The following is a 25772-nucleotide window of genomic DNA, read 5'->3' on the forward strand; positions in this document are numbered from 1 at the left end:
GTGTCGGGGGAGCCGGCCCATCCGCGATGGCGTGCGTCGACTTCACGTGGCCACCGCCCAAGTCGCCGGCAGGCAAGGGGCGGAAATTTCACGGTTGTTACCGTTCGCTCACGACCCTTGGCAGACGCTGGGAAGGTCTGCTTCCAGGCGGCCCAGCGAGCCAGAGAGTACGACTGGAATCGGTGGATTTAAGCCTGACCGCTTACGATCGACCAAGCATGGAAGCGGACCTTGTCTTCGTGCGGGCTTTTGATCAGTTCGGAAGGAGTCCTGTCTCTCGATAGCTCCTGACCAACGAGTCGAACAGATTTATATCCGAACGGCTTCGAGCGATGATCTGAGCTCCGGCTACAGCAGCATAGATGGCAAGGGCTCTCGTATTCCCGTCCTTCGCCTCGACTAGTTTTGCAGCAACGAGCTGCTCGCGTAGCCATGCCGTATTAACGTCTGCAAAAGACTGGACCTCCTTCAGAACCTGCTCAGGCAACGCGTCATACTCTGTCGCCATGAAGCTGCTGAGGCACATGCGATTATTGCGCTCCAGAGAGAGACGAAAAATGCTGGGGTATTGCCGCAGCGCTTCCATCGGACTTTGCGCATCCGTTGAAATAGCTTCAAGATCGCGGGCAATGTCTTCCCAATAGCGGCGCGCGACTGCCTCGCCGAGGATGGCCTTATTGGCGAAGTAGTAGTTGATGCTAGCGGCCTTGATGCCAACGGCCTGCGCGAGGTCGCGGAAATTGATGCCGCCGTATCCATAGGCCATCGCTGCTTCCCTCGCGGCCACGAGGATCGCCTCACGCACATCCCTCTTCAACGTCGCTGCCATTCTCAACCTCCTCCTGTCATATGGCAGACAGGGGTTGACGACACAAGATATCGGTCATAGTTCGATGTCTGTCATCTGACAGACAGGCAAAACCCTTAGGAAAGCGAGATACCGATGTCCGACAAGCTCAAGCTATTCACCTCACCCTCGGCCTTCCCGAACCCGCAGCGCCTGCGGATCTTCATGCACGAGAAGGGCATCGCCGATCACTTCGACGAGACGGTCTACGACATGTCACCGGTCGGCGAGCAGAGGGGTTGGAAGCATCTGAAGATGAACGCTTGGGGCGAGACACCGACCCTCGCGCTCGCCGATGGCTCTTACTTGAGCGAGACCTCCGCCATCGCTCGCTACCTCGACGACACGTTCGAAGGCCGCAAGATCATGGGCGAAACGGCGCACGAGCGTGGCCTTGATCAGATGTGGGACAACCGGGTGTGGGTGCACATCCTCTATCCCATCGTCACTGCATTCCATGTCCTGCATCAGGGTCTGGGCCCGAAGCTCGAACTGACCAGCAATCCGGCCTGGGGCGAGCACTCCCGCAAGGTGGCACTGGCGCATGCCGGCTTGATCGACCGGCACCTCTCCGACGGCCGTGCGTGGCTGCTGGGAGGCGATCAGCCGACGTTCTCGGACATCACGTTGGCGACGGCCATCGCGTTCTCCAAGTTCCCGGTGAACGCCACTCCGCTCGATGAGCGCTTCGAGCATCTCGATGCCTTCTGGCAGCGCTGGCAGTCTCGGCCGGCCTTTATCGCTGCCTATTCGGACAGGAGCAGCGGTGTGCCGGAGATCGACAACCGGACGTAAGTGCCCAGCGGTCGGTCCCGGTGGGGGGCCGACCGCAATCTTGCCCGAGGAAATCATCATGCCTTTTGCACGGATCGACTTGATCCAGGGGAAGCCCCCCGAGTACGGCGCTGCCATGGCGGACATCGTCGATCGAGGCATCGTCGACGTTCTCAAAGCACACGATGGCGATCGCTTTGGGGAAGCGCCGACTTCATCGTAACGACTGGCATGGGCCGGGAGCCGAATGTCCGCTTCAAGGCAAAGGCTCAGCGCCCGCCCTCACCCATCTCGGACGTCTAGGGGTTGGTACCTCCACCAGGATGGGTTCGGGCTGTCCCGCCGACATGGGCCCCGCTCGCCGTGGCCATCCCGAGCGCCAGGGCGAACATGCCCAGCTTTCACGATCGACCCGTATCCCCTCATCCGGGGACCATTCGCCCGATCAGCGAGACGCGACCACGGACCGGAGGAAGGTCTCCACCGTGCTCGCGAGATCTTCATTCGCGGACACCAGTTCGGTCGCGACGCTGGCGACGTTTCCGGAGGCCACCGTCGTCAAGTTCGCAGCGCCCACCAACTCCTCCATGGCGTTGGTGACCCGCGCCGTCCCCTCCGAGGCGCCGAGCGCGCTGTCGCTGATCCCTTTCGTGGCCGCGCCCTGCTGAGAGATCGACTGTGCGATCAGGCTCATGCACGCGTTGGCCTCGTGCATCGACACCGTGATGGCTTCGATCGCGACGACGGAGTCCCGGGTCGATGTCTGGATGCCATCCACCTGCTTGGCAATTTCCTGGGTGGCGGCGGAGGTCTGTTCGGCCAATTGCTTGACCTCACTCGCCACCACAGCGAACCCCTTGCCGGCATCCCCCGCGCGCGCCGCTTCGATGGTTGCATTCAACGCCAGCAGATTGGTCTGTCGGGCGATCGTTGAGATGACCTGAACCACGTCACCGATGCGGGCCGCGGCCTGGGAAAGGCCCGCAATCATCGTGTTGCTGGACAGGGCACTCTGGCTTGCGCGGCCAACCACTTCGGCGGAGTAAGAGACACGGTCGGCAACCTCGTTGATCGACAGGGCAATCCTGCTCGCCGAGTCCGCAACCGTGCTCACGCTGTCTGCCGACTCGTTGGCCGCGTCAGTCGCTTCATTGGCTTTACTGAGGGATGCTGCCGCGATCCCGCCAAGACTTGCCGCAGTAGCCTGCATTCGGGCGGCATCCGACGTCGTCTTTTTCAGCAAGGAGCCGACATGGTTCCGGAAGTCGTCAATCAGTTCTTCGGTCTTCGATTGATGCCGAATGCGCTTCTGCTCATCGGCCCGCGCCTCGGATTCGAGGCGTTGGCGTTGCGATGCATTCTCGCGGAAAACGTTGATGGCCTGGCCCATCCGCGCGAGTTCGTCCCGCCCTTTGCTGAAGGGAATCGCGACATGGATGTCGCCGCGGGCCAGATCGAGCATGGTCTTGGTCACGGCTTGAACCCTGACGATGACGAGCTTGTGGATGAGCCAGAACAGGCAGCCGAACACCAGCGTAATCATGACGGCGAGAACGGAAGCGACGGTCCTCGCCTCGCTGTCGGATTTTGCGATCGCCGATTTCAGCGGGGCATACGCATTGATGGACCCCAGAACGGTCTTCGATCCGACCGGCAAGTCATGACAGTTCGCACATCCCGGATGTGCGGAGGCCGGAAGTGGAGCCGAAATCTTGAGGAAGCCGTCTTCCTCGGTGACGATCGGTTCATTGCGACCGTCGATGAACTGCTGCAGAGCTTTTCGCTCAAAATCCGTTTCGACCGCCGTCGCGGTTCCGCCCGACGATGGTATGCCCGTGATGGCGGGATCATTCACGAGGCGGACCCGTAGATTGTCGGGGCCAAAATCATGGATGACAGCGTCGTCGACGGCGCGGATCGTCGTCGTCCACGTCTCTCGGACAGCGTCCTTATCTTGTTTGGAAGAGGCCTGTTCGAACTCGGCGTTGAATTTCTTTGTCGAAACCATGAACATTTCGACGGATCGGGCGATGCCGGTCATGGCCGAAGTCATTGCGGCGTCCCGCGCCATCGGCCGTAGCGTAAACGCGGCGATGTATATCGCGAGTGTCGAGCACAGCACGACGAGCGACACAGCCATGAGTGCAAAAATCTTATTCCTCACGGGCACCCGCCTTGATCAGCAACGATTGATGCCATGCGTAATATATATAGCGGATTAACGAAATTATAACGCAGATAATGACTCAAAAAACCCCCATATCTACAGTCTTGATTGGCCAGTAGTGAGTTATATTTCAATTTTCTCAGGTAAATCAGGCTGCGCGACGACGTCCGCACAACCCCGCTCGGGTTTTATGGATACGAGTCAGAGATCTTCGGCGCCGGGATGTGTAAGAGCGGGTCTGTTTCGAGCCGTCCAGCCTCGGCAGACCATGCATCGAATATGGCTTTGTCAGATGTAGGCCTTACCGCACCTTTAGAGCGCCCCGTGATCACCTGCCGCGCCGGCGACGGAGCCAGCGCCGGATTGCGATCACGAGTGAAGCGGCGAGCACCAGCAATCCCAGGACCGGATGCACGATGGCGCCGGCCTGGAACAGGACGAACACGCCGAGCACCACCATCCAGGGCTTCAGCGGAGTGTCCTCTCCGACATCGCCGCCGGGCGGCGATCCGGGACGCGGCTGGTCGGCGGCCGGCTCGGGGCGACGGCCGATGGAGGGCAGGCCGCTTCGTCCGGGCACGCTTCTGGCGGGCCGCTCGGCCTCGAGCAGGATGGGATCGGGCTGCGGCAGCGGGCGTTCGGCCGGGCTCCACCAGCCCTCGCGCGGCGGCACGCCCCGGGCGGATTGCGCGCGGAAGGGGGTGATCCGGGGCTGGGCCGATTGCTGCGGCGCCCCGTGTTTCTCGGCGAGCCGCCGCGCCTGCGCGACCAGGGGAGCACCGGCTTCGGGCGTGACCATCCGGACGAAGCGGGCAAAGCCCAAAGCCGCCGCGAGCACCGCCTGCCCCTCGCTCCGGCCCCAGCGGCGGCCGGCGGGGCCGTGCCCCTCGATGCCGTGCAGCAGGGCGCGGAACCGGCGCAGGGTCTCGCGCGGCACCGCGACCCGCTCGTTCACCGTGAGCCCGGTGACCTCCTGATGCCGCCCCCGCCGCATCACCCGCGTCTTGTCGGGATGGATTGTGAAGCCTTCCCCGGCGACGATCTCGTGCACGTATTTCAGGAGCGCGCCGACCTTGCCCGCCCCCTCGCCCGAGGCCGAGAAGGTCATGTCGTCGGCGTAGCGCGTGTAGGTGAAGCCGAGCGACGCGGCGAGGCCGGTGAGGCGCGCGTCGAGGCGGGTGCAGACGAGGTTGGTCAGCGCCGGACTCGTGGGCGCCCCCTGGGGCAGGCGGCGCGGTCCGCGCGCCGCGTAGAGACGCTGCCCGTCGATCTCGACCTCGTCCACATCCGGCTCGGTGCAGAGCAGGGCGAGCACCGTAGCCACCGGCTCGGCATAGCCGAGGCCCCGGAACTTGCCCTTGATCCGGCGGTAATCCAGCGTCGGGAAGAAGTCCTTGAGGTCGAGATTGACCACCACGTCCCGCCCCACATGGAGGGCGGCGTTCGTCAGGATCGAGCGGCCCGGAACGAAGCCGTGGGCGGCTTCGTGGATGCCCGCATGGGCGAGCACGGCATCGAGGATCCAGTATTGCGCCCGCTTGAGCCGGGGCATCGGCGCCGAGATGGCGCGCAGCCCGCCGGTCTTCTTCGGGATGGTGAAACGCTGGTAATGGCTCACCGTGGCGAGCGCCCGGTCATAGGCGAGGAAGCGCAGCTCGCCGAGGCCGATCCCCATGGCCTCGGCCACCGCGCCAGGACTCGCCAGTTCCGGCAGGCCGTCGGCTCGCGACGCCCCGGCGTCTCCCCGCGCCGAGAGACCCGCCGAGACGCCCTCGCCGAGATAGAGGATCTCCCGGTTCCGGTGCCCGTGCCAGGTGAGCGCGCGTTCGTGCCGCCCGTGTGCGCCGTTGAGCTTGGTTTCGCGCCGCCGTTCCAGAGCCGCCTTCTTGCGGCGCTTGTGCATCGCCTTGAGGGCGGCGTCCGGATTCTTCCAGAGCGCCGCGCTCCGATGCAGCTCCGTCAGTTCGCGGGTGAGCTCGCCCCTTCGGCGGATGACGTCCTCGGGGAGGTTCGGCTGATCCGTCCCGGCCGGCCAGTAGCCGAGCCGGATCATCTCTTCGAGGACGACCTCGTCCTTCGAGCTCTCGCGGATGCGGTCGTAGAGCTGCTGCCGGGTGAGCGAGCCGGGCTGGACGCTCATGGGCGGTTCGCCCGGACGGGAGGACGAGTGAGGGACGCCGGGCGGAAAGCCTTCGTCAAGTCTCGGGACTGGTCCGGTCCACTCGATGCCGGCACGACCCCTACCGCGCGTTTGGGTTCAAGGAACCCAAACAGAAAGCGCGCGGTAGGGGTCTGTGCCGGCCCAGTGAAGAGCGGGCCAGTGACGCTTTGCCGGGCAGAGTGCAGGGACGGCGAAACGCCGCCCAGAATGCAAGGTCCGCTCCGCCCGACGTCCCTCAGGGGAAGAAGCTTAAAGCATGCCGGGGAGGGCATCAATCGCTTGCCGACGCGGTTCCTCACGCCTGATTCCTCATCGGCTTGCCCTCGACCTGCGCGTGGACGATGCGGCGCAGGGCCAGCATGTGCTCGCAGGGGCCGCGCATCAGTTTGTTGCGGATGTAGAAGCCGCAGGTGCAGTGGCCGCCGACCATGCGGTCGTCCGCGTCGATCTCGACGGCGGTCGCCATGGCCCGGCCGTCGTCCAACACGGAGCCGGTGAGGCTGCGCCGGCCCTCGGCGCGGGTGATGGGGCCGAGGGTCACGAGCCCAGCGGCAAGGAACCGGTCGGCCTTGGCTTCCTGCTCCGAGGCGAAGCGCAGGGCGCCCGCATCCAGCGGTTCGCGGGTGAGTTCGCGCAGGCGAAACACCCGCTTGTCGAGATCGAACATGACGCGGCCGGCCTGGACGTAGCCGCCGAGCGCGGCCTCCACCGTCGCCCGGTCGAGGCCGGTCTCGGCGGCGAGGGTCCCGGCATCGGCGAAGAGATGGCGGCCGAGCGCCGCGAAGACCCGCGCGGCGGTGCCCGCATCGACATCCGTGCGGGGCGCGAGGAGGTCGAACTGGCCGGCGCGGGACCAGTCGTTGGCGGTCCAGCCGGACAGGCCGAGGGTGAAGCGCAGGCCGCCGTAATCGACCACCGCGAAGGAGGGCAGACCGGTGCCGAGGAGATGGAGGCGAACCGATCTGGCGAGCGGCAGGGCGCGGGCGAGGATCGCCAGCCGCCGACGGCCCCAGAGCCGGATCTCGGCGCTCGCCGGCCCCCGGTAGATCGAGCGCCGGAAGGTCAGGCGCTCGTTCCAGGGTTCGATCAGCACGCTCACCGGCCGGTCCGGTTCGAGCAGGAAGCGCAGGGAGCGCGGGCCGTGCCGCTCCCGGCGGGCGGCGAGCCGCGTCAGGATCGCGTGCAGGTCGACAGGGTGGAGGTCGACCACGCAGGCGGGCTGCGTCATGGCACTCGATACCTGCAGGAAGCCCCGCATCCAGGAATCGGGCAGATCGATCTTGTCCTCGCGATACTCCTCCGTGCCGGCGGTCTGGACGGAGAAGCCGGTGGGGTCGATGGCGAGTTCGGTGTCCCGGTCGCTGCGGATCTTCTGGAACTCGTCGTACAAAGCGTGGCTGTAATCGATGTTGGTGGTGCCGAAGGCCATCTCGCCCATGCGTTCGAACACGTCGTGGTCGCAGGAGAGGCGCCCGTAGGTGGATTCGTCGAGGCTGAAACACTCGAAGAAGATCTCGTCCGGATGCACGGTGATGACCGGGTCGAGGACGATCCAGGCGTCGAGATCCTCCTTGTAGAGCCGGTCGAAATAAAGCTGCCGGGCCTTGTAGAACGGCCGCATCACCGTCTGGGACGCGGCATCGATGTCCCTGAGTTCGCGGCGCAGGGACTCGATCTCGGCCTCCAGCTCGTCCCGCCCGGCCAGCGCCTCGGCGAGAAGCTGCTGCTCGTTGGCCTGCAGCCAGGCGAAATAGGCGCTGCGGTCCTTCGGCTTGAAGCGCAGGTCCGACACCACGACGTGGTGCAGCGCCGAGATCGCCTCGCGGAACGGCAGGTGGCGGGCGACTCTTCCGTTGAAGAAGGTCGGCGCGCGCAAGGTATCGGGCGCGAAGCCGAGCCGCGTCGTGCCCCCTTCCGTGACGGCGCGGCTCTCGCCGAGGTAGCGATGGACGACGTTCATCGGGCAGCCTCCGACACCGATCCGGCGGCTTGCCGTGCCGCGGACGGTCGCCGGACGAGGGGCGTATCGAGATCCGGATAGGCGTTGGCGATGTCGCGAAGCGCAAGGATCGCGGCGTTCCGGTCGCGCGCCGTGACGCTCAGGGACAGGTCGGCGAAGAGGGGCAGCAAACCTTGCGCCCGCTCGCGGCTGCGCAGGGCCTCCCCCTTCAGGAAGGCCGCCATCCTGTCCTTGGCGGTCCGCCCCGTCAGCACCTGCAGCATGACGATGCGGGCGAGCGGCACGAGACGGGCGAAGGCGTCTTCGCTGGCCACCGCCTGCGCCGTCAGGAGCTCCGTCACCAGGAGGTGCATGGAGGGCGAGGGATGTTCGAGGAGGCGCAGGATCTGGGCATCCGCCTCCCCCGGCCGCAGATGGCTGCGCAGGATCCGGCGGGCGAAAGCCAGGACCTCCGGCTTGACGCTGTCGGTGACGATGGAAAGCGCCTCCGGCGTCCAGGCCTCCCCCGGCCAGGTCGCGAAATGGCTCTCCGCGAAGGCGACGGTCTCCGGCCAGTCGCTCTCGACGAGGAGGACGGCCTCGGCCGCCTCGGCCTGGAAGCGAGCCGGCTCGGCGAGATAAGCGGCCATCGCCCATTGCCGCACGGAGAGATGCGAATGGCCCCCGAGCCGCGCGATCTGGCGCACGCTGAAGAGGCCGGGCTCCCGCTCGGCCAGCACGATCGCCCCGAGGCGTTGCGCGCCCTTGGCTTGCGCCTGGAGGAGGCGCCACAGGGTGCCGCCGTCGAGGGCAGCGAGTTCCCCGGGCATCGCCTCGCCCAGGAGCGCGACGATGTCGGCGACGAACCGGTCGTCCGGCGCGGTGCGGAACAGGCTCGCGATGAGGGATTGCGCCAGCGGGCCGGCGCTGGCCGGATCGGCATCGACCAGGCGCTTCACCAGGGGCCGCGCCGCCTTTCGCAGAACGGGCGAAGGACCGGAGGCGAAGGCGAGGATGGGGTCGGCGTGCCGGCGGAGCCGCGCATCGTCGAGGCGCGACAGGAGGCCGATGGCGGCGTCCCGCACGTCCAGGGAGTCCGATCCGATCAGGGCGTACCATTGCTCGGCGGGCAGGCCATCGGCATCGGTGCCGGACAAGGCCAGCAGCGCGACGCCCGCAGCCATCATCTCCGGGGCCGGATGCGCCATCAACGCGGCGATGTCGTGCCCGGCCACCGGCATGTCGTGGTCCGGCCAGAGCAGCGGGAGGCCACCGCGCATGGCCCGGATCGATGCCGCCGCCTCCGCGTCGAGGACCGGCGGCATCGCCCGTAGCCACGCCACCAGCCGCTCGGCCAAAGGCCCGGCGACGCCGGCCGGAAGGCCGCGCTCGCGGGCGAGGGGGAGGACCGCCGCCTCGACCTCCGGCGCGGCACTCGTGAGCAGCGCGAAGGCCAGCGCCACGTTCGACCAGGGCAAATCCGCCTCGGCCTCGATCCGCCGCAGGGCGAGCATCCGCCCCTCCGGGAACCGGGCCTGGACGAGGACGGCGAGGAGTTCGGGATCGGCCCCGCCCCGGGCGAGCCGCTCCCGCGCGATTTCCAGGCCGAGGGCGGCGACGGCGGGCAGAGTCGCGCCGAGCAGGCGGCCGACCGCGGCGGCATCGAGGGCGGCGCAGGCGGCGGCGTCGGCCCTCAGGACGCGCAGTCCCAGCATCGCCACGGGGTCGATCCGCCCCTCCGTGGCGAGACGGAGGGCGAGGTCGGGCCGGGCGCTCCAGAGATCGGGGAAGGCCTCGTCCCGCGAGTCGAGGTCGGTATCGGCATCGAGGAAGAACGTGGCCGAGCCCGAGCGCGGCCGTGCCTGCGGGGCATGGCGGAACAGGAGATGGCTCGCCGCCCATTGGGTCGCGAGGGGGCCGCGCAGGCGGGGCTCGCGGCCCCAGGTGCCGTTCGCCTGACGCCGCCACAGGGTCGAGACCGTGCGCGGACCCAGATCCTCGGGCCGCACTGTCAGCAGCAGCCCGGCGGCCATTTCGGCGAAGGCCGGATCGCCGACCTCGCCGCGCTTGCGCAAGGCCCGCCAGATCCGGCGCTTGAGGTAGAGGGAGGTGGCCGAGGACAGGCCGATCCGCGCGTCCGGACCGCCCCGTTCATCGCGCACCACGAATTGCCGCCGCAACTCGGCCGAGTAAACCATGGGGTCGCCGGATTTGTACATCGCCTTCGCGGTCTCGAGCCGGAGGGCGGTGGCGCCGAAGAGGCCGGCATCGTCGGCCATCTCGGCATGTTTGAAGAGGCGGCGCAGGCCGATGAGGTAGGGCGGCCGGGGGGCCAAGCGCGGGAGCGCGGCGCAGAGGCCCGCATGCAGCACGGCATCGTCCTGCGCGCAGCGGCCGAGCGCCACCAGCGCCGGCCCGACGGCGAGGGGCTTGCCCCTGGCGAGGGTGGTCAGCGCGGCGACGAGGCCGTCCGCGTCGCCGGCGCGGGCCGGCCGGGCGACCGCCTCCGGCAGGTCCGCCTCCTCACCCGAGGGGCGTCGTTGCGCGCCCATCAGCGGCGAGACCAGGGCGAAGCGGGCGAGGTCGCGGATCACGACGCTGCTCGTCTCGGCCGCCACGGCCTCGAGGATCGGTGCGGCGCCGCCGCCCACGGCGCGAGCCAGCGCCCAGACCAGGGCGTAGCTCGCCCCCGCCGGTCCGACGTCCCGCACCAGGGCGACGAGATCCGGCTCCGCTTGCGCGATGCGGAGCTGGCCGATGCGCCAGAGCAGGCGCTCGCGATCCTTCTCCGGCCACGGCCAGCGCCGGCAGGAGGCCAGCCGCGCGAGAAGGATGCCGTCGCGGCCCTCGGCCGGGGCCCCGGCCGCGCCCGTCACGGATGATGCTGCGGGCTGGTCGCTCCGGCGGTAGCCGCCGTTGATCTTCGCGACGACGACACTGTCGAACACTTTCGCGGCAGCATCGGCCGAGATCGGCTGCGCCGTCTTCGATCCCTCACGCAGGACCGCGCCGCGTCGTCCGTAGCGGATGTTGACGAGGAACCGCTCAGGCGCTGCGACCGCGTCGTTCTCCACGAGGTCCACCTCGTAGACCTTGTCGGAGGCTCCCTCCTTCAGGTGGAGGCGCGCCGCGCGGACGACCCTCATGCAGCGGACCTGGAGAGGGCGATACTGCGATCCTTGGGTCTCTGCATCGTGGCTCCTCGCGAGACGGGGAAGAGGCGGCGACCGGCCCGGTGACGTGCGGCGTTCCGGTCGCAGGGATGTCTAGCCGCCCCACGATCGCGGGGGCAACCCTGGCGGGCCGGGGCGGACCGTGATGGGCGCGTCCCCCATACCGCCCCGCCTGCTCAGCGCGGAACCACCGAGGCGGCGACGCGCTCGGCCCGCGCGAGGGCGTCCGGCTGGTCCGCGCCGGCGAGGCCGATGACGCGCAGGTAGGTCTTGCCCTCGAAGCGGATCGTCTGGGTCACCCCGACCTTACGGCCGGACCGGACGTCCTTGCCGGTGGCCCGCAGGCGGATGACGACCGCGCCGCCCTCGCTGGTGCGGCTCTCGTCGGTGACCGCGATGTCCTTCACCTCGCGGATGGTGCCCAGCGCCTTGCGGGCGAAGGCGCTCTGCTGGCCGGTCGCGACCGGAGCCTTCCCGAGGGAGGGCGCCACGATGACGAGCGGCTGGGTGCCTTCGGGATCGACGTCCTTGGGGCCGTCGGTGAGCAGGAGGGTATTCCCCATCAGCGTCCGCACCGGGCGAAACCCGGCCAGGTCCCCCACCGAATAGGGCATGGCCGCGATCTGGTCGGCGACGCTGCCGGGCGAGCGGAAGGCGATCGTGCCCAGCGCCGCCTCCACCGCCTGGTTCGGCACCTGCCCACGGGCCGCTTCCGGAACCTGCACGGTGACGAGGCCGGTGCCATCCCCGCCCCGCACCACCGCGACCCACTTGGTATAGGCGATCCCCCTGGCCGACTGGCTGCCACGCAGGACCCGCCCCTCGCCGCCGGCGACCGGCAGCGGCTCGGCAGCCCCCACGGCGGCAAAGCCCGTCGAACGCAGCGAATCGGGGGTGAACTTTTCGGCGAGCTGCCCATAGGCCTCGGCTGGCATCGCGACGATGACGATGGAGGCGCCGGACGGATGCTCGAAACCGGCGAAGCTCTTGGCCAACGTCATGCCGGCGGGCGGAACCAGACCGATCCCGCCGGCAGGCGGAAAGACCGCCTCGGCGGCACGGGCCGGCATGAGCGGGGCCGAGACGAGCAAGGACACGACAAGGCCGAGAAGAGCGAGAAGCCGGCCGGTGGCGCGGCGGAAACGAGGAAGACGCATTCTGGAAGGGTCTCTCGAGAGGGGGACGTCGGCGTCGGCGGGGCTTGCCCCGACGCCGGCTCGCAATTTCCGAGAGCTTGGCCGGCGGAGGCTCGGAGCGTCAAGCCACCGGGATCCGTGCATGAGCCGTCCGCCCTGACCCGCTTCGCCGCTGACACCGCACAACGCGCGCCCGCGCTTCGTTGGCATCGCGCAAAGGAGCGCGAATGGTGCAACGCCGCTTTTGTGCCGAGAGCACCGCGATATCCTGCGCGGCGATTGAGAGTTCAAGGATCGCGCCGAGACCGTCGTGCTCAGTCACGCCGGATCACCGGGACGATGCAGGCCGTACCGAAACCGCAGATAACGAGCAGCTGACCCAGCGGGCTTCGAGGAGACGCACAATGCTTTCACCAGGCGCAATAGCGGCGGAAGCGTTGGGCGTGGATACGGGAGCGGCTTCGGGTTGAAGGCATTGGCAGAGGAGATGGGGAGGATTGAGGGGCCTGACAGCGTGCGGCGCTCGCTTTGAAAGCTCAAAGTTTAAATCAAGGCCGGCGCTGAATTTATTTTAGCTAGCCTGCGTCGCCCCACAATGCCGATGTCGCGACATTGTTCCTGCCAGGGCACGCAAACAATCCTATTGTCCACAAGATTTCTGCATTGCCGAGCAATTATTTTTATGTTTAATTTTATATGTGTTCTGAATATCTCACAGAAGCACAAATATTTCTTACCGTCATAACCGGCTCAGGCGGAGAGTATACAATGGACGGCGGCTTCGAGCAGACTTATTATGAGAAGAACAGCCCTGACGGGAGTCGCGAGATCTATAAGCATAAGAAAGGCAATGGCCAAGGGCACGCTATGGGCGTTGCGTTGACCGTGGCCGCATTTGCCATCGGCGGAGCGGGTCTCCTCGGCGTGACGCTGCTGATGCCCGCAGCTGCTCCAGCCGCTATTGCAACCGCCAAACTTGTCGGCGCGAAGTTGATGGCATCCGCAGCGACCAAAGCTACGGCGGCTGCTATCTTGGCCTAAACTAACCCTGGCGGTCGGGACCAAGCATATACTGCCAATACCGGCCGCCTTTTTAAGATCGCTATCCATAAGAATTTTAAATAAGAGCAACTTTCCGCCTCCGAACCCTGCGCCTGACTGCTAAGCACTAGGACCGGCAGCTTTATATTATCAACGCGAATATAATCCATGACTCTTTTGCCTGACCTGCGGAAATCAATGCCGAACGTATGTCATGCTGATGGCGTCGTAAGGCTAGATGCCGCTACGCGTCTCCGCTCAGCTTCGAGAATCATCGAAATACCGCTTGAGCGGCCGGGCCTCACACGCGACGATTGCGGCCTCTCAGACCCGAGGAGCGCACCATGTCTAGAAGTCCAACTTGGTTTTCATGGTTCACATTCCCGTTCTACGCTCCTCTGAGCGGACCTGTAAGCCAAGATATTTCCCCGCATCTGTATCAAGGCGTGCCGGAGATTGAGGCCGAGGTCACGCAGGAAGTCGCCAGTTTCGGGCGGCAACTCGGGATTATCTCGGAGGCCGTTCTAGAGGTCGCGAAACGATTAGGTCATCCTGCCCAAGGTGTTGGCGACATACCGATGATCCCTTCCGGTCCCGACGCAGAACAGTCGGCTCTCGCCAAGCTTCAGGCCATCGTGGACGAGATCGATGGCATTAAAGCCCGCCACCGTGAGGCGATAGCGCATGACGCCGAGCGTGCCCTGGCGCGTCTGCACAAACTCGATGCTTCGCAAGCCAAAGCAGTTGCCGCGAAGTTTCGAGCCTGATGACAGCGCAGGGAGGGCGGTCGGGAGCATGCACCTTAAGCCAAACCCCGGCTACCGCCGCGCCTACCGTAAGCCTTTGGCGCCCAGCGCCGCGAATGACAGGTCACCGGAAACTGGATCTACAGTGCGCAGCCACGATGCCCTCACCGGGCACGCTGGGAGCGGCGCCGGGCGGGCCTACGGTTCCGGGGTTGGCTTGAGGGTGCTCGTGGAAGAGGGGTCGAGGATTGAGGCGCGGGGGGCGATACGGGGTCTGAGTTGGGCAAACGCCTTAGTTCCTTAGCCCCAAATCACATTGATTGCATTGCACGGCACAAGAAGGCCCGACATGAAACGCAACGTTGGCAACCAGTATCGAATGTCTGCCCTTGAGCTAGAGCAGCATATCAACGAAAGCGTGACGACGCTCTTACAGCTCTGCGACATATACGACAGTGGCAGGCCATATATTGCCTTCAACATGGCCACCGAAATAGCCCGCATCTTAACGGAAAACGCTGTAGCGGCACGCATCAGAGCTGCCAAAACGTATACCATCAGCGCGAGGGGGGCCGATAAGAATAACCTTAATGCACACAACTCACTTGTCTTTATGCGCATTGACACCTCTCCACCGAAAGCTGATTTCATCCCTGTCTTCCAATGGGATTACCAAGGCACGAAGTCGGTCACCTTCGCAGAGTGGTGGAACAGAGATATCGTTTGGGTAGCAAGCTCGGCGAAGGAGGGAGTGCCGCTCGGCCTGATACCGCTGGACCCGGCGGAACAGGTGCCCTGGGAGAAGCGGGCGAGGTTGGTTCGCCGTGAATTGATAACGATGATGCGCAACAAACTCGGTGCCCACCTCGATACGGTTTTGCCTGAGATATTGGACCAAATGCAGCGTGCCGAGATCATGGGCATGGGGGCAAGCGTCGTGACAGACAACGGTGAACTCTTCACCTGGGACGGGACTCTGCCAATCGGCATAGGTCCGGGGGCCGCTATGGTCCGACAGATAAGCCATGAGCTTCTTACAGCGTACGGAGCAACTCGGACTTGAGGCGGGCTGCGCCCGGCGCGGTGCTCGCGGTTGTGAGCCGCTTCGCGCCTCCGCTCGCCTTCGTGAGTTTCTGTTGGGCCGCCTCCCATTTGCCTCCGCCTTTGTGAACGATGACGATGGTTCGATCTCCGCCACTATCAGCCCAATACTGATAGAGGCCTTCGGCCAGACTTGTAGCCTGCTTATGGTCGAGCGTGGCGGGGCGAGCGGTGCGAAGGGTGGCCCAGAATCGCTGTACCGCCGCCGCAGCCGCCCTTTGTCGCGCTTTCGCCTTACCAGGTCACGGGTCCTCAGAGAGAACCGCTTGGTGCCCATCGTCGGGGTTATGTGGATGGTTTCGGTGCACAGCGGCACCACGATGGTACGGCCCATCGCCGCCTCGCGGGCATCAGCAGAAATGCGCTGCTTGAACTGAGCGAGGGAGAAGTCTCACCGCTTCATCGGACGGGGAAGCCTGAGGAGCATGTGGCACACCGTTGTGCCACGGCCTGCCTGTCGCAACTAACTCATCCGGCTTAAGTTTCTGAGGGAAAGACGCTTCTCAGAAAAATGGTGCCCAGGAAAGGACTCGAACCTTCACCTCTTGCAAGACTGGTACCTGAAACCAGCGCGTCTACCAATTCCGCCACCTGGGCCGGTCGGCAGATGTTTGCCGACGCGGAGGTTCGTTTAGGCGGACGGGCCGGCCGCGTCAATCGCGATTCCGGCCCGTTTCGCGGATTCCGCCTAAGCTGAGCGCTCAGGCCTCGCCGCGCCACTCGCGGATGTCGACGAAGCGGCCCGCCACGGCGGCGGCGGCGGCCATGGCGGGGGAGACGAGGTGGGTGCGCCCGCGATGGCCCTGACGGCCCTCGAAGTTGCGGTTGGAGGTGGAGGCGCAGCGCTCGTTGGGGCTGAGGCGGTCGGCATTCATGCCGAGGCACATGGAGCAGCCCGGCTCGCGCCAGTCGAACCCGGCCTCCTTGAGGATGAGGTCGATGCCCTCCGCTTCCGCCTGGGCCTTCACCACGCCGGAGCCCGGCACCACCATGGCCGAGACCGACGGATGGACCTTGCGGCCCTCCACCATCTTGGCCACGGCGCGCAGGTCCTCGATGCGGCCGTTAGTGCAGGAGCCGATGAAGACCCGGTCGAGGGTGATGTCGGTGATCTTGGTGCCCGGCGTGAGGCCCATATAGTCGAGGGCCTTCGCCTTCGACTGGCGCTTGTTCTCGTCGGCGATGGCGGCCGGGTCGGGCACGAGACCGGAGATCGAGACCACGTCCTCGGGGCTGGTGCCCCAGCTCACCAGGGGCGGCAGGCTCGCCGCGTCGAGGCGGACCTCGCGGTCGAAGAAGGCGCCCTCGTCGGTGGCGAGGCTGTCCCAATAGGCGCGGGCCCGCTCGAACGCCTCGCCCTTGGGGGCCTTGGGGCGATCCTTGACGTAGGCGTAGGTGATGGCGTCCGGCGCCACCAGGCCGGCGCGGGCGCCGCCCTCGATCGACATGTTGCAGATCGTCATGCGCCCCTCCATCGAGAGGGCACGGATTGCCTCGCCGGCATATTCGATGACGTAGCCGGTGCCGCCGGCGGTGCCGATCTCGCCGATGATGGCGAGAATGATGTCCTTGGCGGTGACGCCCGGCGGCAGGGTGCCGTCCACGGTCACGCGCATGTTCTTGGCCTTGCGCTGCAGCAGCGTCTGGGTGGCGAGCACGTGCTCCACCTCCGAGGTGCCGATGCCATGCGCCAGCGCGCCGAACGCGCCGTGGGTCGAGGTGTGGCTGTCGCCGCAGACGATGGTCTGGCCCGGCAGGGTGAAGCCCTGTTCGGGGCCGATGACGTGGACGATGCCCTGGCGGCGGTCGAGGGCATCGTAGAATTCGATGCCGAAGTCGCGCACGTTCTCGGCCAGCGTCTCCAGCTGGAGGCGGCTCTCCGGATCCTCGATGCCGAAGCGGCGGTCCGAGGTCTGGACGTTGTGGTCCACCACGGCCAGGGTCTTCTCCGGGTGGCGCACGCGCCGTCCGGCCACGCGCAGCCCCTCGAAGGCCTGTGGGCTCGTCACCTCGTGGACGAGGTGGCGGTCGATGTAGAGGAGGCTGGTGCCGTCCGGCTCGACATCGACCACGTGGTCGTCCCAGATCTTGTCGTAGAGGGTGCGCGGGGCAGTCATGGCGTGGCTGTTTCGGTTTTCGTCGTTGATCGGATCGCGGGCGGATATGTGACTCTCGCCCTCTTTAGTAATGTTCGAAAGGCCCGCTTGGAAGTAGGCCGGCGCACACGGCGCATCGCGGTCATGACTGCCGCCCGCGCGCCGCATGGCGACCTTGGCCGATGCGGACCCGCCGCGATGGCTGGACCCTGCCGGGACGGCGGATTACAGCCGTATCGTTTCATGGCCTCTCCTTCCATGGCCGGTTCCGGGGACGGATGACGAGCGCGACATGCAGCCTGCCGACCTGTTGCTCCTGAAGCCGATGCAGCCCAGCGTGATGGAGGCGCTGGCGGGCGCCTTCACCCTCCACCGCGCCGACACCGCGCCCGATCCCGACGCGTTCTATCGCGAGATCGGACCGCGCATCCGCGCCATGGCGACCGGAGCGCAGGCCCCCGTCGACCGCGCCCTCATCGAGAAACTGCCCCAACTCGAGATCGTGGCGAGTTTCGGCGTCGGCTACGATACGATCGATGTCGGCGCCGCGGCGGAGCGGGGCGTCGTCGTCACGAACACGCCGGACGTGCTCTCCGACGAGGTGGCCGACCTCGCCCTCGGGCTGCTCCTGGCGACCGTGCGCGAGATCCCGCAGGCGGACCGCCACCTGCGCGCCGGGCACTGGCCGACACGGACCTACCCGCTCACCGCGACCCTGCGCGGCCGGCATGTGGGCATCCTCGGCCTCGGCCGGATCGGGCGGGCCATCGCGCGCCGCCTCGAAGGGTTCGGCGTGGCCCTCTCCTATCACGGCCGCCGCCGGCAGGACGACGTGGCCTATGCCTTCCACCCGACCCTGCTAGAGATGGCGCGGGCCGTGGATGTCCTGATGATCGTGGCGCCCGGCGGCCCGGAGACGAACGGGATCGTCAATGCCGAGATCCTGGGAGCCCTCGGCCCCGACGGGATCGTCGTCAACGTCGCCCGCGGCAGCCTCGTCGACGAGCCGGCGCTGATCGAGGCCCTGCGATCGGGCGCGATCCACGGCGCGGGGCTCGATGTCTTCGCCGCCGAGCCCAAGGTGCCGGAGGCCTTCCTCGGCCTGGAACGCGTCGTCCTGCTGCCGCATGTGGGCTCCGGCTCCGTCCAGACCCGCGAAGTCATGGGCCAACTCGTGGTCGATAACCTGCTCTCCTGGTTCTCCGGGAAGGGCCCGCTGACGCCGGTGCCGGAAACGCCGACGAACGCGCCCAGCACCGGAGCGGCCCGATGATCCGTCTCGCACGCTCCCTCGCCGGTCTATTGACGGCAGCGGCCCTGGCCGGTCCGGCGCAGGCCCAGACTATGACCCAGAATGGGGGCCAGGGGATGGCTCAGGGTGCTCCCCAGCCCCCCTCGACACCGACCACGCCTCCTGCCGCGACGCCCGCCCCGACACCGGCGGAGCCCCCCGCCGCCTCCGGCCCCTCGGAGACGCCCGCTGCGGTGAGCCCACCAACCGGCTTCGTGGAGACCCTGCCGCCCACCATCGAAGGGGTTCCCGGCACCTGGGACCTGTCGCGGGACGGCAGCACGCGGCGCTGCGTCATGACCCTCGCGTCGCAGAGCTTCGAGAGCGGGCGGCGCCTGTCGTTTCCCGCCGGGTGCCGCCGTGCCCTGCCGATCCTGAACGAGGTCGCCGCCTGGCTGTTCGTGGACGGCGTCGTCCGCCTCGTGGACAAGAACGTCCGGCCGGTCCTGATCTTCAAGGCGCGGGACGACCGGCGCAGCCTCATGGCCAAGACCGAGGGGGGCGAGGTCTACAGCCTCGTTCCGCTCCAGATCGTGGCGATGGCGCCCCCTCCCGCGCCAGCGCCGGATGGCGGCTCCGGGTACAAGCTCGAGCGGGACGATCCAACTGCGGCAGGCGGCCAGAATACCGGGGCGCAGACGAGCGCAGCGACGCCTGCCGGCCCGCGGCCGACGGCCGGCATCTACGCCCTCGACCGCTACCGCGAGCAGGACGTCTGCCGCCTCGAACTGAAACCCGCGGAGGGTGGCGGGACCGCCACGGTCCGCCTGCTCGAGGGCTGCCGCGACAGCGGGCTGACGACCTTCGATCCGGCCGCGTGGCTGGCGGCTCCCGGCCGGCTCACCCTGGTGGCACGGCGCGGCCATGTGGTGGGGCTGGTGCCGGCGGGGGAGAACCATTGGCGGCGCGAGCCGGAAGTCGGCACCACCTTCATCCTGCGCCGGATCGAGAGCGCCGCGCCGAGCGGTTCCCCCTGACGACCACGCCTGATAGACCCTGCCGCCGATGCCCTACACCGTCGCCGCCCTCTACCGCTTCGTTCCCCTGCCCGACGCCGCAAACCTGCGTGACGCGTTGGAGAGGCGCTGCGTGGAACTCGGCATCCTCGGCACGCTCCTCCTGGCGCGCGAGGGGATCAACGGCACCATCGCGGGAAGCGCGGCCGGCATGGCCACGCTCCTGTCTGAGCTGCGCGACGGCCCGCTCTTCGGCGAGCGCCTGAGGGATCTCGACGTGAAGCTCTCGCGCGCGGAGGCCGCGCCTTTCGCTCATCTCAAGGTGCGGGTGAAGCGGGAGATCGTGACCTTCGACGACGGCGCCACCGATGCGGGCGAGGCCGGGATTCCCGTGCCGCCCGAGGCGTGGAACGCGCTGCTCGATACGCCGGGCCTCCTCCTCCTCGACACCCGCAACGCCTTCGAGGTCAATCTCGGCACGTTCGAGGGCGCCACCGACCCGCATCTGTCGCGGTTCTCGGATTTCCGGGCCTATGTCGACGGCCTCGACCCCGCCGAGCATCCGGCGGTGGCGATGTTCTGCACCGGCGGCATCCGCTGCGAGAAGGCCGGGGCCTACATGCGCGCCAAGGGGTTCGGGTCCGTCCACCATCTCGAGGGCGGCATCCTGCGCTATCTCGAGACGATCCCGGAGGCCGAGAGCCGCTGGCGCGGCGACTGCTTCGTCTTCGACCACCGCATCGCGCTCGGACCCGGCCTCGTCGAGCGGCCCGACCACGATCCCGAAACATTGCGATGAGGCGGGGCCAGCCATGACCGACGACGATACGCTCTCCGCCCGCATCGACGCCCTGGAGATGCGGCTGACCGAGCAGGACGTGGTCATCGACGACCTCAACGCGACGATCACCGCGCAATGGCGCCAGATCGATGCCCTGACGCGGCATCTGGCCAAGCTCGTGGAGCAGGTCGAGGAGGCCGGCGCCCGCACCGGCACCGGCGCCCCGGAACCGCCCCCGCCGCATTATTGAGAACCAGCCCGGTATTGGCCGCACGGTCCTCGTGGCGGGACTCCATCGTCGGGCACCCGCCCCGAGCGCCCGGATCGGGTGGCAAGCCGCCGGCACCAGTGCCGACAAAGCAGCCTTCGGACATGAGAAGGGGCTGCCTCGACAGCAGCCCCTTCCTTGGATCGAGCTACGGCATTCACACATTTCGCGGGCTGCACAGCTGTGCCCTCCTCCCCGGCGGATCTCGGGCCTGCCCTAAATCCGTCGAGCTTGTGAGAGGAGCTGGAGGTGGGTGTAGTTGGGTGCCCCTTCTGCCGCCGAGGCTGGCGGAGCCACCCCCACTCCTAACCTCTCCCCACAAGGGGGAGAGGGACGCGGTCCGCCCGAAAAAGCGGATGGGTGAATCCAGTAGCCTGGATCGAGAGCGGATCAGACCACGAACGATCCGTTGTCCAGGGTCTGCTGGCCCTGCAGCAGAACGGCGAAGTCCGCCGCTCCATCTCCGTTCGTATCGCCCTGGATGAGGGTGTTGCCGCCACCGAACTTCGTGCGCAGTTCGCCTGCCTGACCCGAGAAGGCATCCGTTCCGACGAACTGGAAGCCCTGATCTCCGGCCTGTCCGAAGTCCGCATCGATCCCGCTGAGGTCGATGCGATCGCCCTCGGCGAAATCGAAGTCCTTGATGATGTCGCGTCCGGAAACCGCGACGTCACTGTCGGTGATGGCATTGAACACGAAGGTATCGGCGCCGTCACGGCCGTAGAGGAGATCACGGCCATCGTCGCCGTCGATCACGTTGTCGCCGGAGTTGCCGAAGATCTGATTCCGGATCTCGTTTCCGTTGGCAGTCAGATCGTCGGTCCCGGTGAGCACGAGCTTTTCGGTATTGGCGGCCATCGTCTGGCTGACAGACGAGCGGATCGTGTCGAAGCCTTCGAACGACTCCTCGATGACGCGATCGCCCTCGCTGTCGATCACGTACGTGTCGTTCCCGATGCCGCCCAGCATCGTATCGGCTCCGGTACCACCCAGCAGCGTATCGTCGCCATCACGACCCACGAGGGTATCGTCCCCGACGCCGCCGCTCAAACGGTTGTCTGCGTCGTTGCCGGTGAGACGATTGTTCAGATCGTTGCCGCTGCCGCTCAACTCGCCATTCTCTTTTAGGACGAGGTTTTCGACATCAGCGGACAAGGTATAGCTCAGAGAAGAGCGAACCGTGTCGTTACCACCGCCCGCCAGCTCGATGACCTGATCGCCCGTGTCGTCCACGAGGAACATGTCATCACCAACGCCACCGTCCATGACGTCGCCGCCTGCGCCACCGATGAGAAGATCGTTGCCAGCGCCACCGGTGAGACGATCGTTCCCGGCTCCCCCATCCAGCCGGTTGTCGGCGATATTGCCGGTGATGCTGTTGTCCAGCGCGTTACCGGTGCCGTCGACGGCGCCCATCCCGGTGAGGACGAGGTTTTCGATCGTGTCGGGCAGGGTGTAGGTGATGGAGGACAGAACGGTGTCGGTTCCTTCATCGGCGCCTTCGACCACCGTGTCGCCGAGGGAATCGACGATGTAGCTGTCGTTGCCGAGACCGCCGATCATGGTGTCGTTACCGGCACCGCCGACGAGGAAGTCGTTACCGGTGCCGGCCGTGATCGTGTCGTTGCCCTGGCCTGCGTTGTAATAGAAGTCCTGCCCGGCGCGGAAGGGCGGGAAGAACGTCAGCGCGTCGTCACCGTTGGTCCCGAGCACGACGCCCTCGAACGTGTTACCGCGCTGTGTGCCCGAAACGAGGTCGCGGACGTCGAAGGTGATGCCCTGCGTTCCGGCGACGAAGGTGATGCCCTCATCGTCGTAGCGGGAGATGGGCCCCGTCAGATTGCCGTCGGCATCCTCCGCCTGGACGCGGACCGCGAGCCCGCCATCCTGGTTGGTCAGGCTGCCGGCATCGTTGGTGTTGCCGTTGCCCACCTCGGCCGAGGTGAAGGTCAGGCGCACGTTGCCGGCACCGCCGTCGGCGCGATCGAACCGGACGGTGTCGTTGCCGTCGCCGAGATTCACCTGGTCACTGCCGTCGGTGGCGATGCTGACGCCGAAAGTATCGTCGCCGTCGCCGCCGAAGACGGTGTCGATCCCGGAGCCGCCACCGATCGTGTCGTTGCCGCCGCCCGTCGAGATGACGTTGTCGCCGCCGCCGCCATAGACGACATCGTCGGCCGATCCGGTGGTGAGCGTGTCGTTTCCGTTTCCACCCGTCAGCTGCGCCCGGACATTGCCGGTATCGACGACATTGTCGCCGGTGTCGGACAGGTTGAAGTTCACCGACTCAAAGCCATAGATCACGGTACCGTCGGATGCCCTGCCCGTGCCATTCTCATCGAGCGTCAAGCTGATCGGGGTTCCCGAGCCGACGACCGGTCCGTTGAAATTGAAATTCACCGACAGGAAATCATCGCCCTCGCCGCCGACCAGCCGATCGAGCTTGCCGCCGGTCACCGTGTCGTCGCCGGATCCGGCGCGAACTTCATCACGCACAGGATTGATCGAACCTGCGAAAATGTTTGCGGGACGATCGACCGAGTCGATCGTATCGTTACCGCCGCGGCCATTGATGGTGTCTTCGTCTTCGGTGCCGTTCAGGACGTTGTCGCCGTTATCGCCATTGATCGTAGCCATTGCGTCGTCTCCCTTACGCGCTGCCTGAGATGCATATGCGGCTCGCAGGCTTGCGGTCGGGCTGGTACGGATGGCTAACCACGAAGGTTTCAGAATTCGAAAATAATATCCGGCGACCCCTGATCTTATCTCTTGTTAAGCGTGGCAGTTTACTCCCACGAGAGAATGAGATGAATTCTACGCATTGGATGGATTAAAACGAAGATTGCTCACGAACGGCAGCCGCTAGCGCTCGTTCCCCGTGTTCCGCCGGCAGCGGAGCAACCACATCGTCACCGCCGCTATTCCGCCGCCGGCCGATCCAGCCTGAGGAGGCGCGCGGACCGCGTCCGCAGGGGCCGGCGCTCGGGCTCGGCGCCGGTGACGAGGGAACGGCGGGCATCCGCGATGGCGCCGTGCACGGCATCGATGGCCAGGATCAGGGCGTTCATCGCGCGGGTGTCGACATTGCGCTCGCGGGCATGCTGGACGACGTCGGTGACGAGATCGTCGGTCTCGCGAACGAGGCCGTCGAGCTGCTCTCTCGTGGTGGCCGAGCGGATGTCCCTGAGGATGTCGAGCAGCCGGTCGAGGACCACGTCCACGCGCTCGCGGCGCTGGCGGGCGAGGCGCTGGCCGAGCCAGGCGATGCCGGAGCCGATCGTGCCGCCGAAGAAGGCGAGGAGGTAGACGTAATCCTCGTAGCGTTCGAACAGGGTCTGCTGCTCGCGCTCGAAATAATCGACCGCGCCCGGATGGTTGGGCAGGCGGGCGCTGGTGGCGGCCACCGACGTCTCGAAATCCGGGGCCTTCATCAGGTTGGCGATGGGTGCGTTCGGCGCGAGTTTCGAGCGCCATTCGAACAGGTGCTGGGTCACGGACGCCACCGAGTAGCGGCTCACCGCGCCCCGCGCCATCAGCCGGTAGGAGGCGCCCACCGTCTTCACGTCCTCATCCGGGCGCTTGGGCCGGCCGCCGAACGTACCCGCTGGGATCGTCGCCGATTGCAGTTCCGGCATGCGCTGCACGATCGCGTCGCCATCGGGGACAGAGACGATGGTGATCTTCTTCTCGTGGGAGGCCATCTCCACTGCCCGCACCGTGGAAATCGCGGCCTTCGAGGTCGGGGCCGCGATGACGGCGACGGCGTCCACGGTGCCGGCCTGCAGGGCGGCCGTGACCTCGCCGGGCTTGAGCGGCACGAGGGCGATATGGCTGGCGGCGAGCGTCTGGCCGGGTTCGGGCGCCGGCACGGCCGTGAAATCGTAGAAGGCGAGAAGATTGGTGACGAAGGGCCGGTCGGCGGCGTGGCGCTCGACGATGCCGAGGCGCTTCTTCGCAAGGTCGGGGAAGCTCTCGATCTCGCTCGCTTCCGGCGTGGCGATGAGCAGCGTCTCCTCGTGCAGGAGGGCCAAGGTCAGGCCGTTATCGGGCAGGAACACGTCGGGCCGGACCACGGCGAGGTCGGCGCGACCCGCCTGGAGCGCCGCGGCGCTGTCGCGCACGTCGTCATAGGTCCGCACATTCAGGCGCACGTCCTCCCGTGCCCGGCTCAAGGCCTGGGCGTAGGTTTCGAGCAATTGCGCCTCGGCCCCGTCGCGAGGACCGACCGCCACCGTGAGAACGGTCGGGCGCGACAGGTAGACCACGGCGGCCGCCAGGACGGCGAAGCCGAGGCCGAGCGCGACCAGGAGCCACTCGCGCTTCAGGAGGAATGCCGGCATGACATGCATGCGTCCTCTCGGGGTAAGACAGGAAACCGGTTCACGGTCGAGACGATGCGCGACATGATCCTGAAACCTGTCCGAAGCGTGATGAACCGATGAACGCTCGAAACGTTGCAGCGGGACGGCCTGGGGCCTCTCGTGAGGCAAAAGCTACGCCCCGCGAGGCAAAAGCTACGCCGCCGGTCACGGCGGCGTATCTGGAGCGCGTCGCCCTGCAGTATCTGGAGCGCTACAGCGCCTCCGTGGCGATGCTGCGCCAGACCTTGGAGCGCCGGGTCGCCAAGAGGTGCCGGCTCCGGGACGAAGACCCGGCCGCCTTCGCCGAAACCATTGCCGCCATCGTGGAGCGCGCCCGTTCCTCCGGCCTCGTGGACGATGCCCGGTTCACCGCCGCGCGGGCCGCGACCCTGCGCCGGCGCGGGACCTCCGCCCGCGGCCTCGCGGCCAAGCTCGCCGCCAAGGGAGTCGACCGGACGCTGATCGCCGAAACCCTGGAGACCGAGCGCGACCGGGGCGAGGAGGAAGGCACCAATGCGGAGGAGGTGGCGGCCCGCGCCTATGCCAAGCGCCGCCGCCTCGGCCCGTTCCGCCGCCCCGACCTCCGTGCCGCCCACCGCGACAAGGATCTCGCCTCGATGGCGCGGGCCGGGTTCTCGTACGGATTGGCGAAGACGATCGTCGACGAGGAGGTGAATGCGGAGGACGGGCTCGACCGGTGATGGAGGTATCTCCGTGAGCCGAGCCGTGCTTCCGCCTCTCCCCGCGTGCCTAGGGCATTCACACCTCTCGCGCGCTACGCGGCCCTCCTCCCCAGCGGATCTCGGGCCTGCCCGAGATCCGTCGAGCTTGTGGGGAGCAGTTGGAGGTGGGGGTGGTGGGGTGACCCTGAGCCGGCGGAGGCCAGCGGCACCACCCCCACTCCTAACCTCTCCCCACAAGGGGGAGAGGGACG

General features: G+C 66.8%; 19 protein-coding genes and 1 tRNA gene. 10 read left to right on the forward strand and 10 right to left on the reverse strand.

Translation table 11 applies throughout. From position 1 onward, the window contains the following. Nucleotides 1-253: 253 nt before the first annotated feature. Nucleotides 254-829 (reverse strand): TetR/AcrR family transcriptional regulator, encoded by a 576-nt coding sequence (locus ASF32_RS00255; protein WP_056421968.1) that lies wholly within the window; start codon nucleotides 827-829, stop codon nucleotides 254-256. Nucleotides 830-943: 114 nt separating this feature from the next. On the opposite strand from ASF32_RS00255, the gene ASF32_RS00260 reads away from it, so the two are divergent. Beyond that, nucleotides 944-1642, forward strand: coding sequence for a glutathione S-transferase C-terminal domain-containing protein (locus tag ASF32_RS00260; protein ID WP_056421970.1), 699 nt, complete (start codon nucleotides 944-946; stop codon nucleotides 1640-1642). Between the two features lie 40 nt (nucleotides 1643-1682). After that, nucleotides 1683-1844: a hypothetical protein gene (locus ASF32_RS24225; protein WP_244483581.1), complete on the forward strand. Its 162-nt coding sequence runs from the start codon at nucleotides 1683-1685 to the stop codon at nucleotides 1842-1844. A gap of 222 nt (nucleotides 1845-2066) precedes the next feature. On the opposite strand, the gene ASF32_RS00265 is transcribed toward ASF32_RS24225, so the two are convergent. From ASF32_RS00265 to ASF32_RS00290, 5 genes are all read right to left on the reverse strand, one after another. After that, a complete protein-coding gene (locus ASF32_RS00265) occupies nucleotides 2067-3761 on the reverse strand; it encodes a HAMP domain-containing methyl-accepting chemotaxis protein (protein WP_082490341.1) in 1695 nt (564 codons plus the stop codon). A gap of 355 nt (nucleotides 3762-4116) precedes the next feature. After that, a complete protein-coding gene (locus ASF32_RS00275; protein ID WP_056421976.1) occupies nucleotides 4117-5928 on the reverse strand; it encodes a reverse transcriptase family protein in 1812 nt (603 codons plus the stop codon). Between the two features lie 316 nt (nucleotides 5929-6244). Continuing rightward, nucleotides 6245-7909 (reverse strand): hypothetical protein, encoded by a 1665-nt coding sequence (locus tag ASF32_RS00280; protein ID WP_056421978.1) that lies wholly within the window; start codon nucleotides 7907-7909, stop codon nucleotides 6245-6247. Then, nucleotides 7906-11034 (reverse strand): hypothetical protein, encoded by a 3129-nt coding sequence (locus tag ASF32_RS00285; protein WP_056421980.1) that lies wholly within the window; start codon nucleotides 11032-11034, stop codon nucleotides 7906-7908. The genes ASF32_RS00280 and ASF32_RS00285 overlap by 4 nt, the downstream gene beginning before the upstream one ends. 203 nt (nucleotides 11035-11237) lie before the next feature. Next, nucleotides 11238-12218: a hypothetical protein gene (locus tag ASF32_RS00290; protein ID WP_056421984.1), complete on the reverse strand. Its 981-nt coding sequence runs from the start codon at nucleotides 12216-12218 to the stop codon at nucleotides 11238-11240. A gap of 747 nt (nucleotides 12219-12965) precedes the next feature. Between ASF32_RS00290 and ASF32_RS00295 the strand changes: the two genes are divergently transcribed. The 3 genes from ASF32_RS00295 to ASF32_RS00305 all read left to right on the forward strand — a co-directional run bounded on the left by ASF32_RS00295 (nucleotide 12966) and on the right by ASF32_RS00305 (nucleotide 15047). Then, a complete protein-coding gene (locus ASF32_RS00295; RefSeq protein ID WP_056421986.1) occupies nucleotides 12966-13238 on the forward strand; it encodes a hypothetical protein in 273 nt (90 codons plus the stop codon). 344 nt (nucleotides 13239-13582) lie between these two features. Then, nucleotides 13583-14005: a hypothetical protein gene (locus ASF32_RS24230; protein WP_082490342.1), complete on the forward strand. Its 423-nt coding sequence runs from the start codon at nucleotides 13583-13585 to the stop codon at nucleotides 14003-14005. 328 nt (nucleotides 14006-14333) lie between these two features. Continuing rightward, nucleotides 14334-15047 (forward strand): hypothetical protein, encoded by a 714-nt coding sequence (locus tag ASF32_RS00305; RefSeq protein WP_156467614.1) that lies wholly within the window; start codon nucleotides 14334-14336, stop codon nucleotides 15045-15047. Nucleotides 15048-15597: 550 nt separating this feature from the next. On the opposite strand, the gene ASF32_RS00310 is transcribed toward ASF32_RS00305, so the two are convergent. Both ASF32_RS00310 and leuC read right to left on the reverse strand, forming a co-directional pair. After that, nucleotides 15598-15682: transfer RNA gene (locus ASF32_RS00310), tRNA-Leu, on the reverse strand. Nucleotides 15683-15786: 104 nt separating this feature from the next. Continuing rightward, complete coding sequence (gene leuC, locus ASF32_RS00315) at nucleotides 15787-17202, reverse strand: 3-isopropylmalate dehydratase large subunit (protein ID WP_056421992.1); 1416 nt, start codon at nucleotides 17200-17202, stop codon at nucleotides 15787-15789. Between the two features lie 271 nt (nucleotides 17203-17473). Between leuC and ASF32_RS00320 the strand changes: the two genes are divergently transcribed. Genes ASF32_RS00320 through ASF32_RS00335 form a run of 4 tightly spaced genes read left to right on the forward strand, consistent with a single transcriptional unit; the run spans nucleotide 17474 to nucleotide 20459 of the window. Further along, complete coding sequence (locus tag ASF32_RS00320; protein WP_056421995.1) at nucleotides 17474-18454, forward strand: 2-hydroxyacid dehydrogenase; 981 nt, start codon at nucleotides 17474-17476, stop codon at nucleotides 18452-18454. Continuing rightward, nucleotides 18451-19449, forward strand: a complete 999-nt coding sequence (locus ASF32_RS00325) for an AprI/Inh family metalloprotease inhibitor (protein ID WP_056422000.1) — start codon at nucleotides 18451-18453, stop codon at nucleotides 19447-19449. The genes ASF32_RS00320 and ASF32_RS00325 overlap by 4 nt, the downstream gene beginning before the upstream one ends. 28 nt (nucleotides 19450-19477) lie before the next feature. Then, the gene (locus ASF32_RS00330; RefSeq protein ID WP_056422002.1) at nucleotides 19478-20227 is read left to right on the forward strand and encodes a rhodanese-like domain-containing protein; all 750 of its coding nucleotides are present in this window, start codon (nucleotides 19478-19480) and stop codon (nucleotides 20225-20227) included. A 13-nt stretch (nucleotides 20228-20240) separates the two neighbouring features. Continuing rightward, the gene (locus ASF32_RS00335) at nucleotides 20241-20459 is read left to right on the forward strand and encodes a SlyX family protein (protein ID WP_018045441.1); all 219 of its coding nucleotides are present in this window, start codon (nucleotides 20241-20243) and stop codon (nucleotides 20457-20459) included. A 408-nt stretch (nucleotides 20460-20867) separates the two neighbouring features. Here ASF32_RS00335 and ASF32_RS00340 read toward each other — a convergent pair whose 3' ends face one another. After that, nucleotides 20868-23114, reverse strand: a complete 2247-nt coding sequence (locus ASF32_RS00340; protein WP_056422004.1) for a calcium-binding protein — start codon at nucleotides 23112-23114, stop codon at nucleotides 20868-20870. 281 nt (nucleotides 23115-23395) lie between these two features. Then, nucleotides 23396-24826 (reverse strand): TAXI family TRAP transporter solute-binding subunit, encoded by a 1431-nt coding sequence (locus ASF32_RS00345; RefSeq protein ID WP_056422006.1) that lies wholly within the window; start codon nucleotides 24824-24826, stop codon nucleotides 23396-23398. An 89-nt stretch (nucleotides 24827-24915) separates the two neighbouring features. On the opposite strand from ASF32_RS00345, the gene ASF32_RS00350 reads away from it, so the two are divergent. Further along, complete coding sequence (locus tag ASF32_RS00350; protein WP_082470615.1) at nucleotides 24916-25539, forward strand: RecX family transcriptional regulator; 624 nt, start codon at nucleotides 24916-24918, stop codon at nucleotides 25537-25539. Nucleotides 25540-25772 lie beyond the last annotated feature (233 nt).

Source organism: Methylobacterium sp. Leaf91, assembly GCF_001422815.1.
GTDB lineage: Bacteria > Pseudomonadota > Alphaproteobacteria > Rhizobiales > Beijerinckiaceae > Methylobacterium.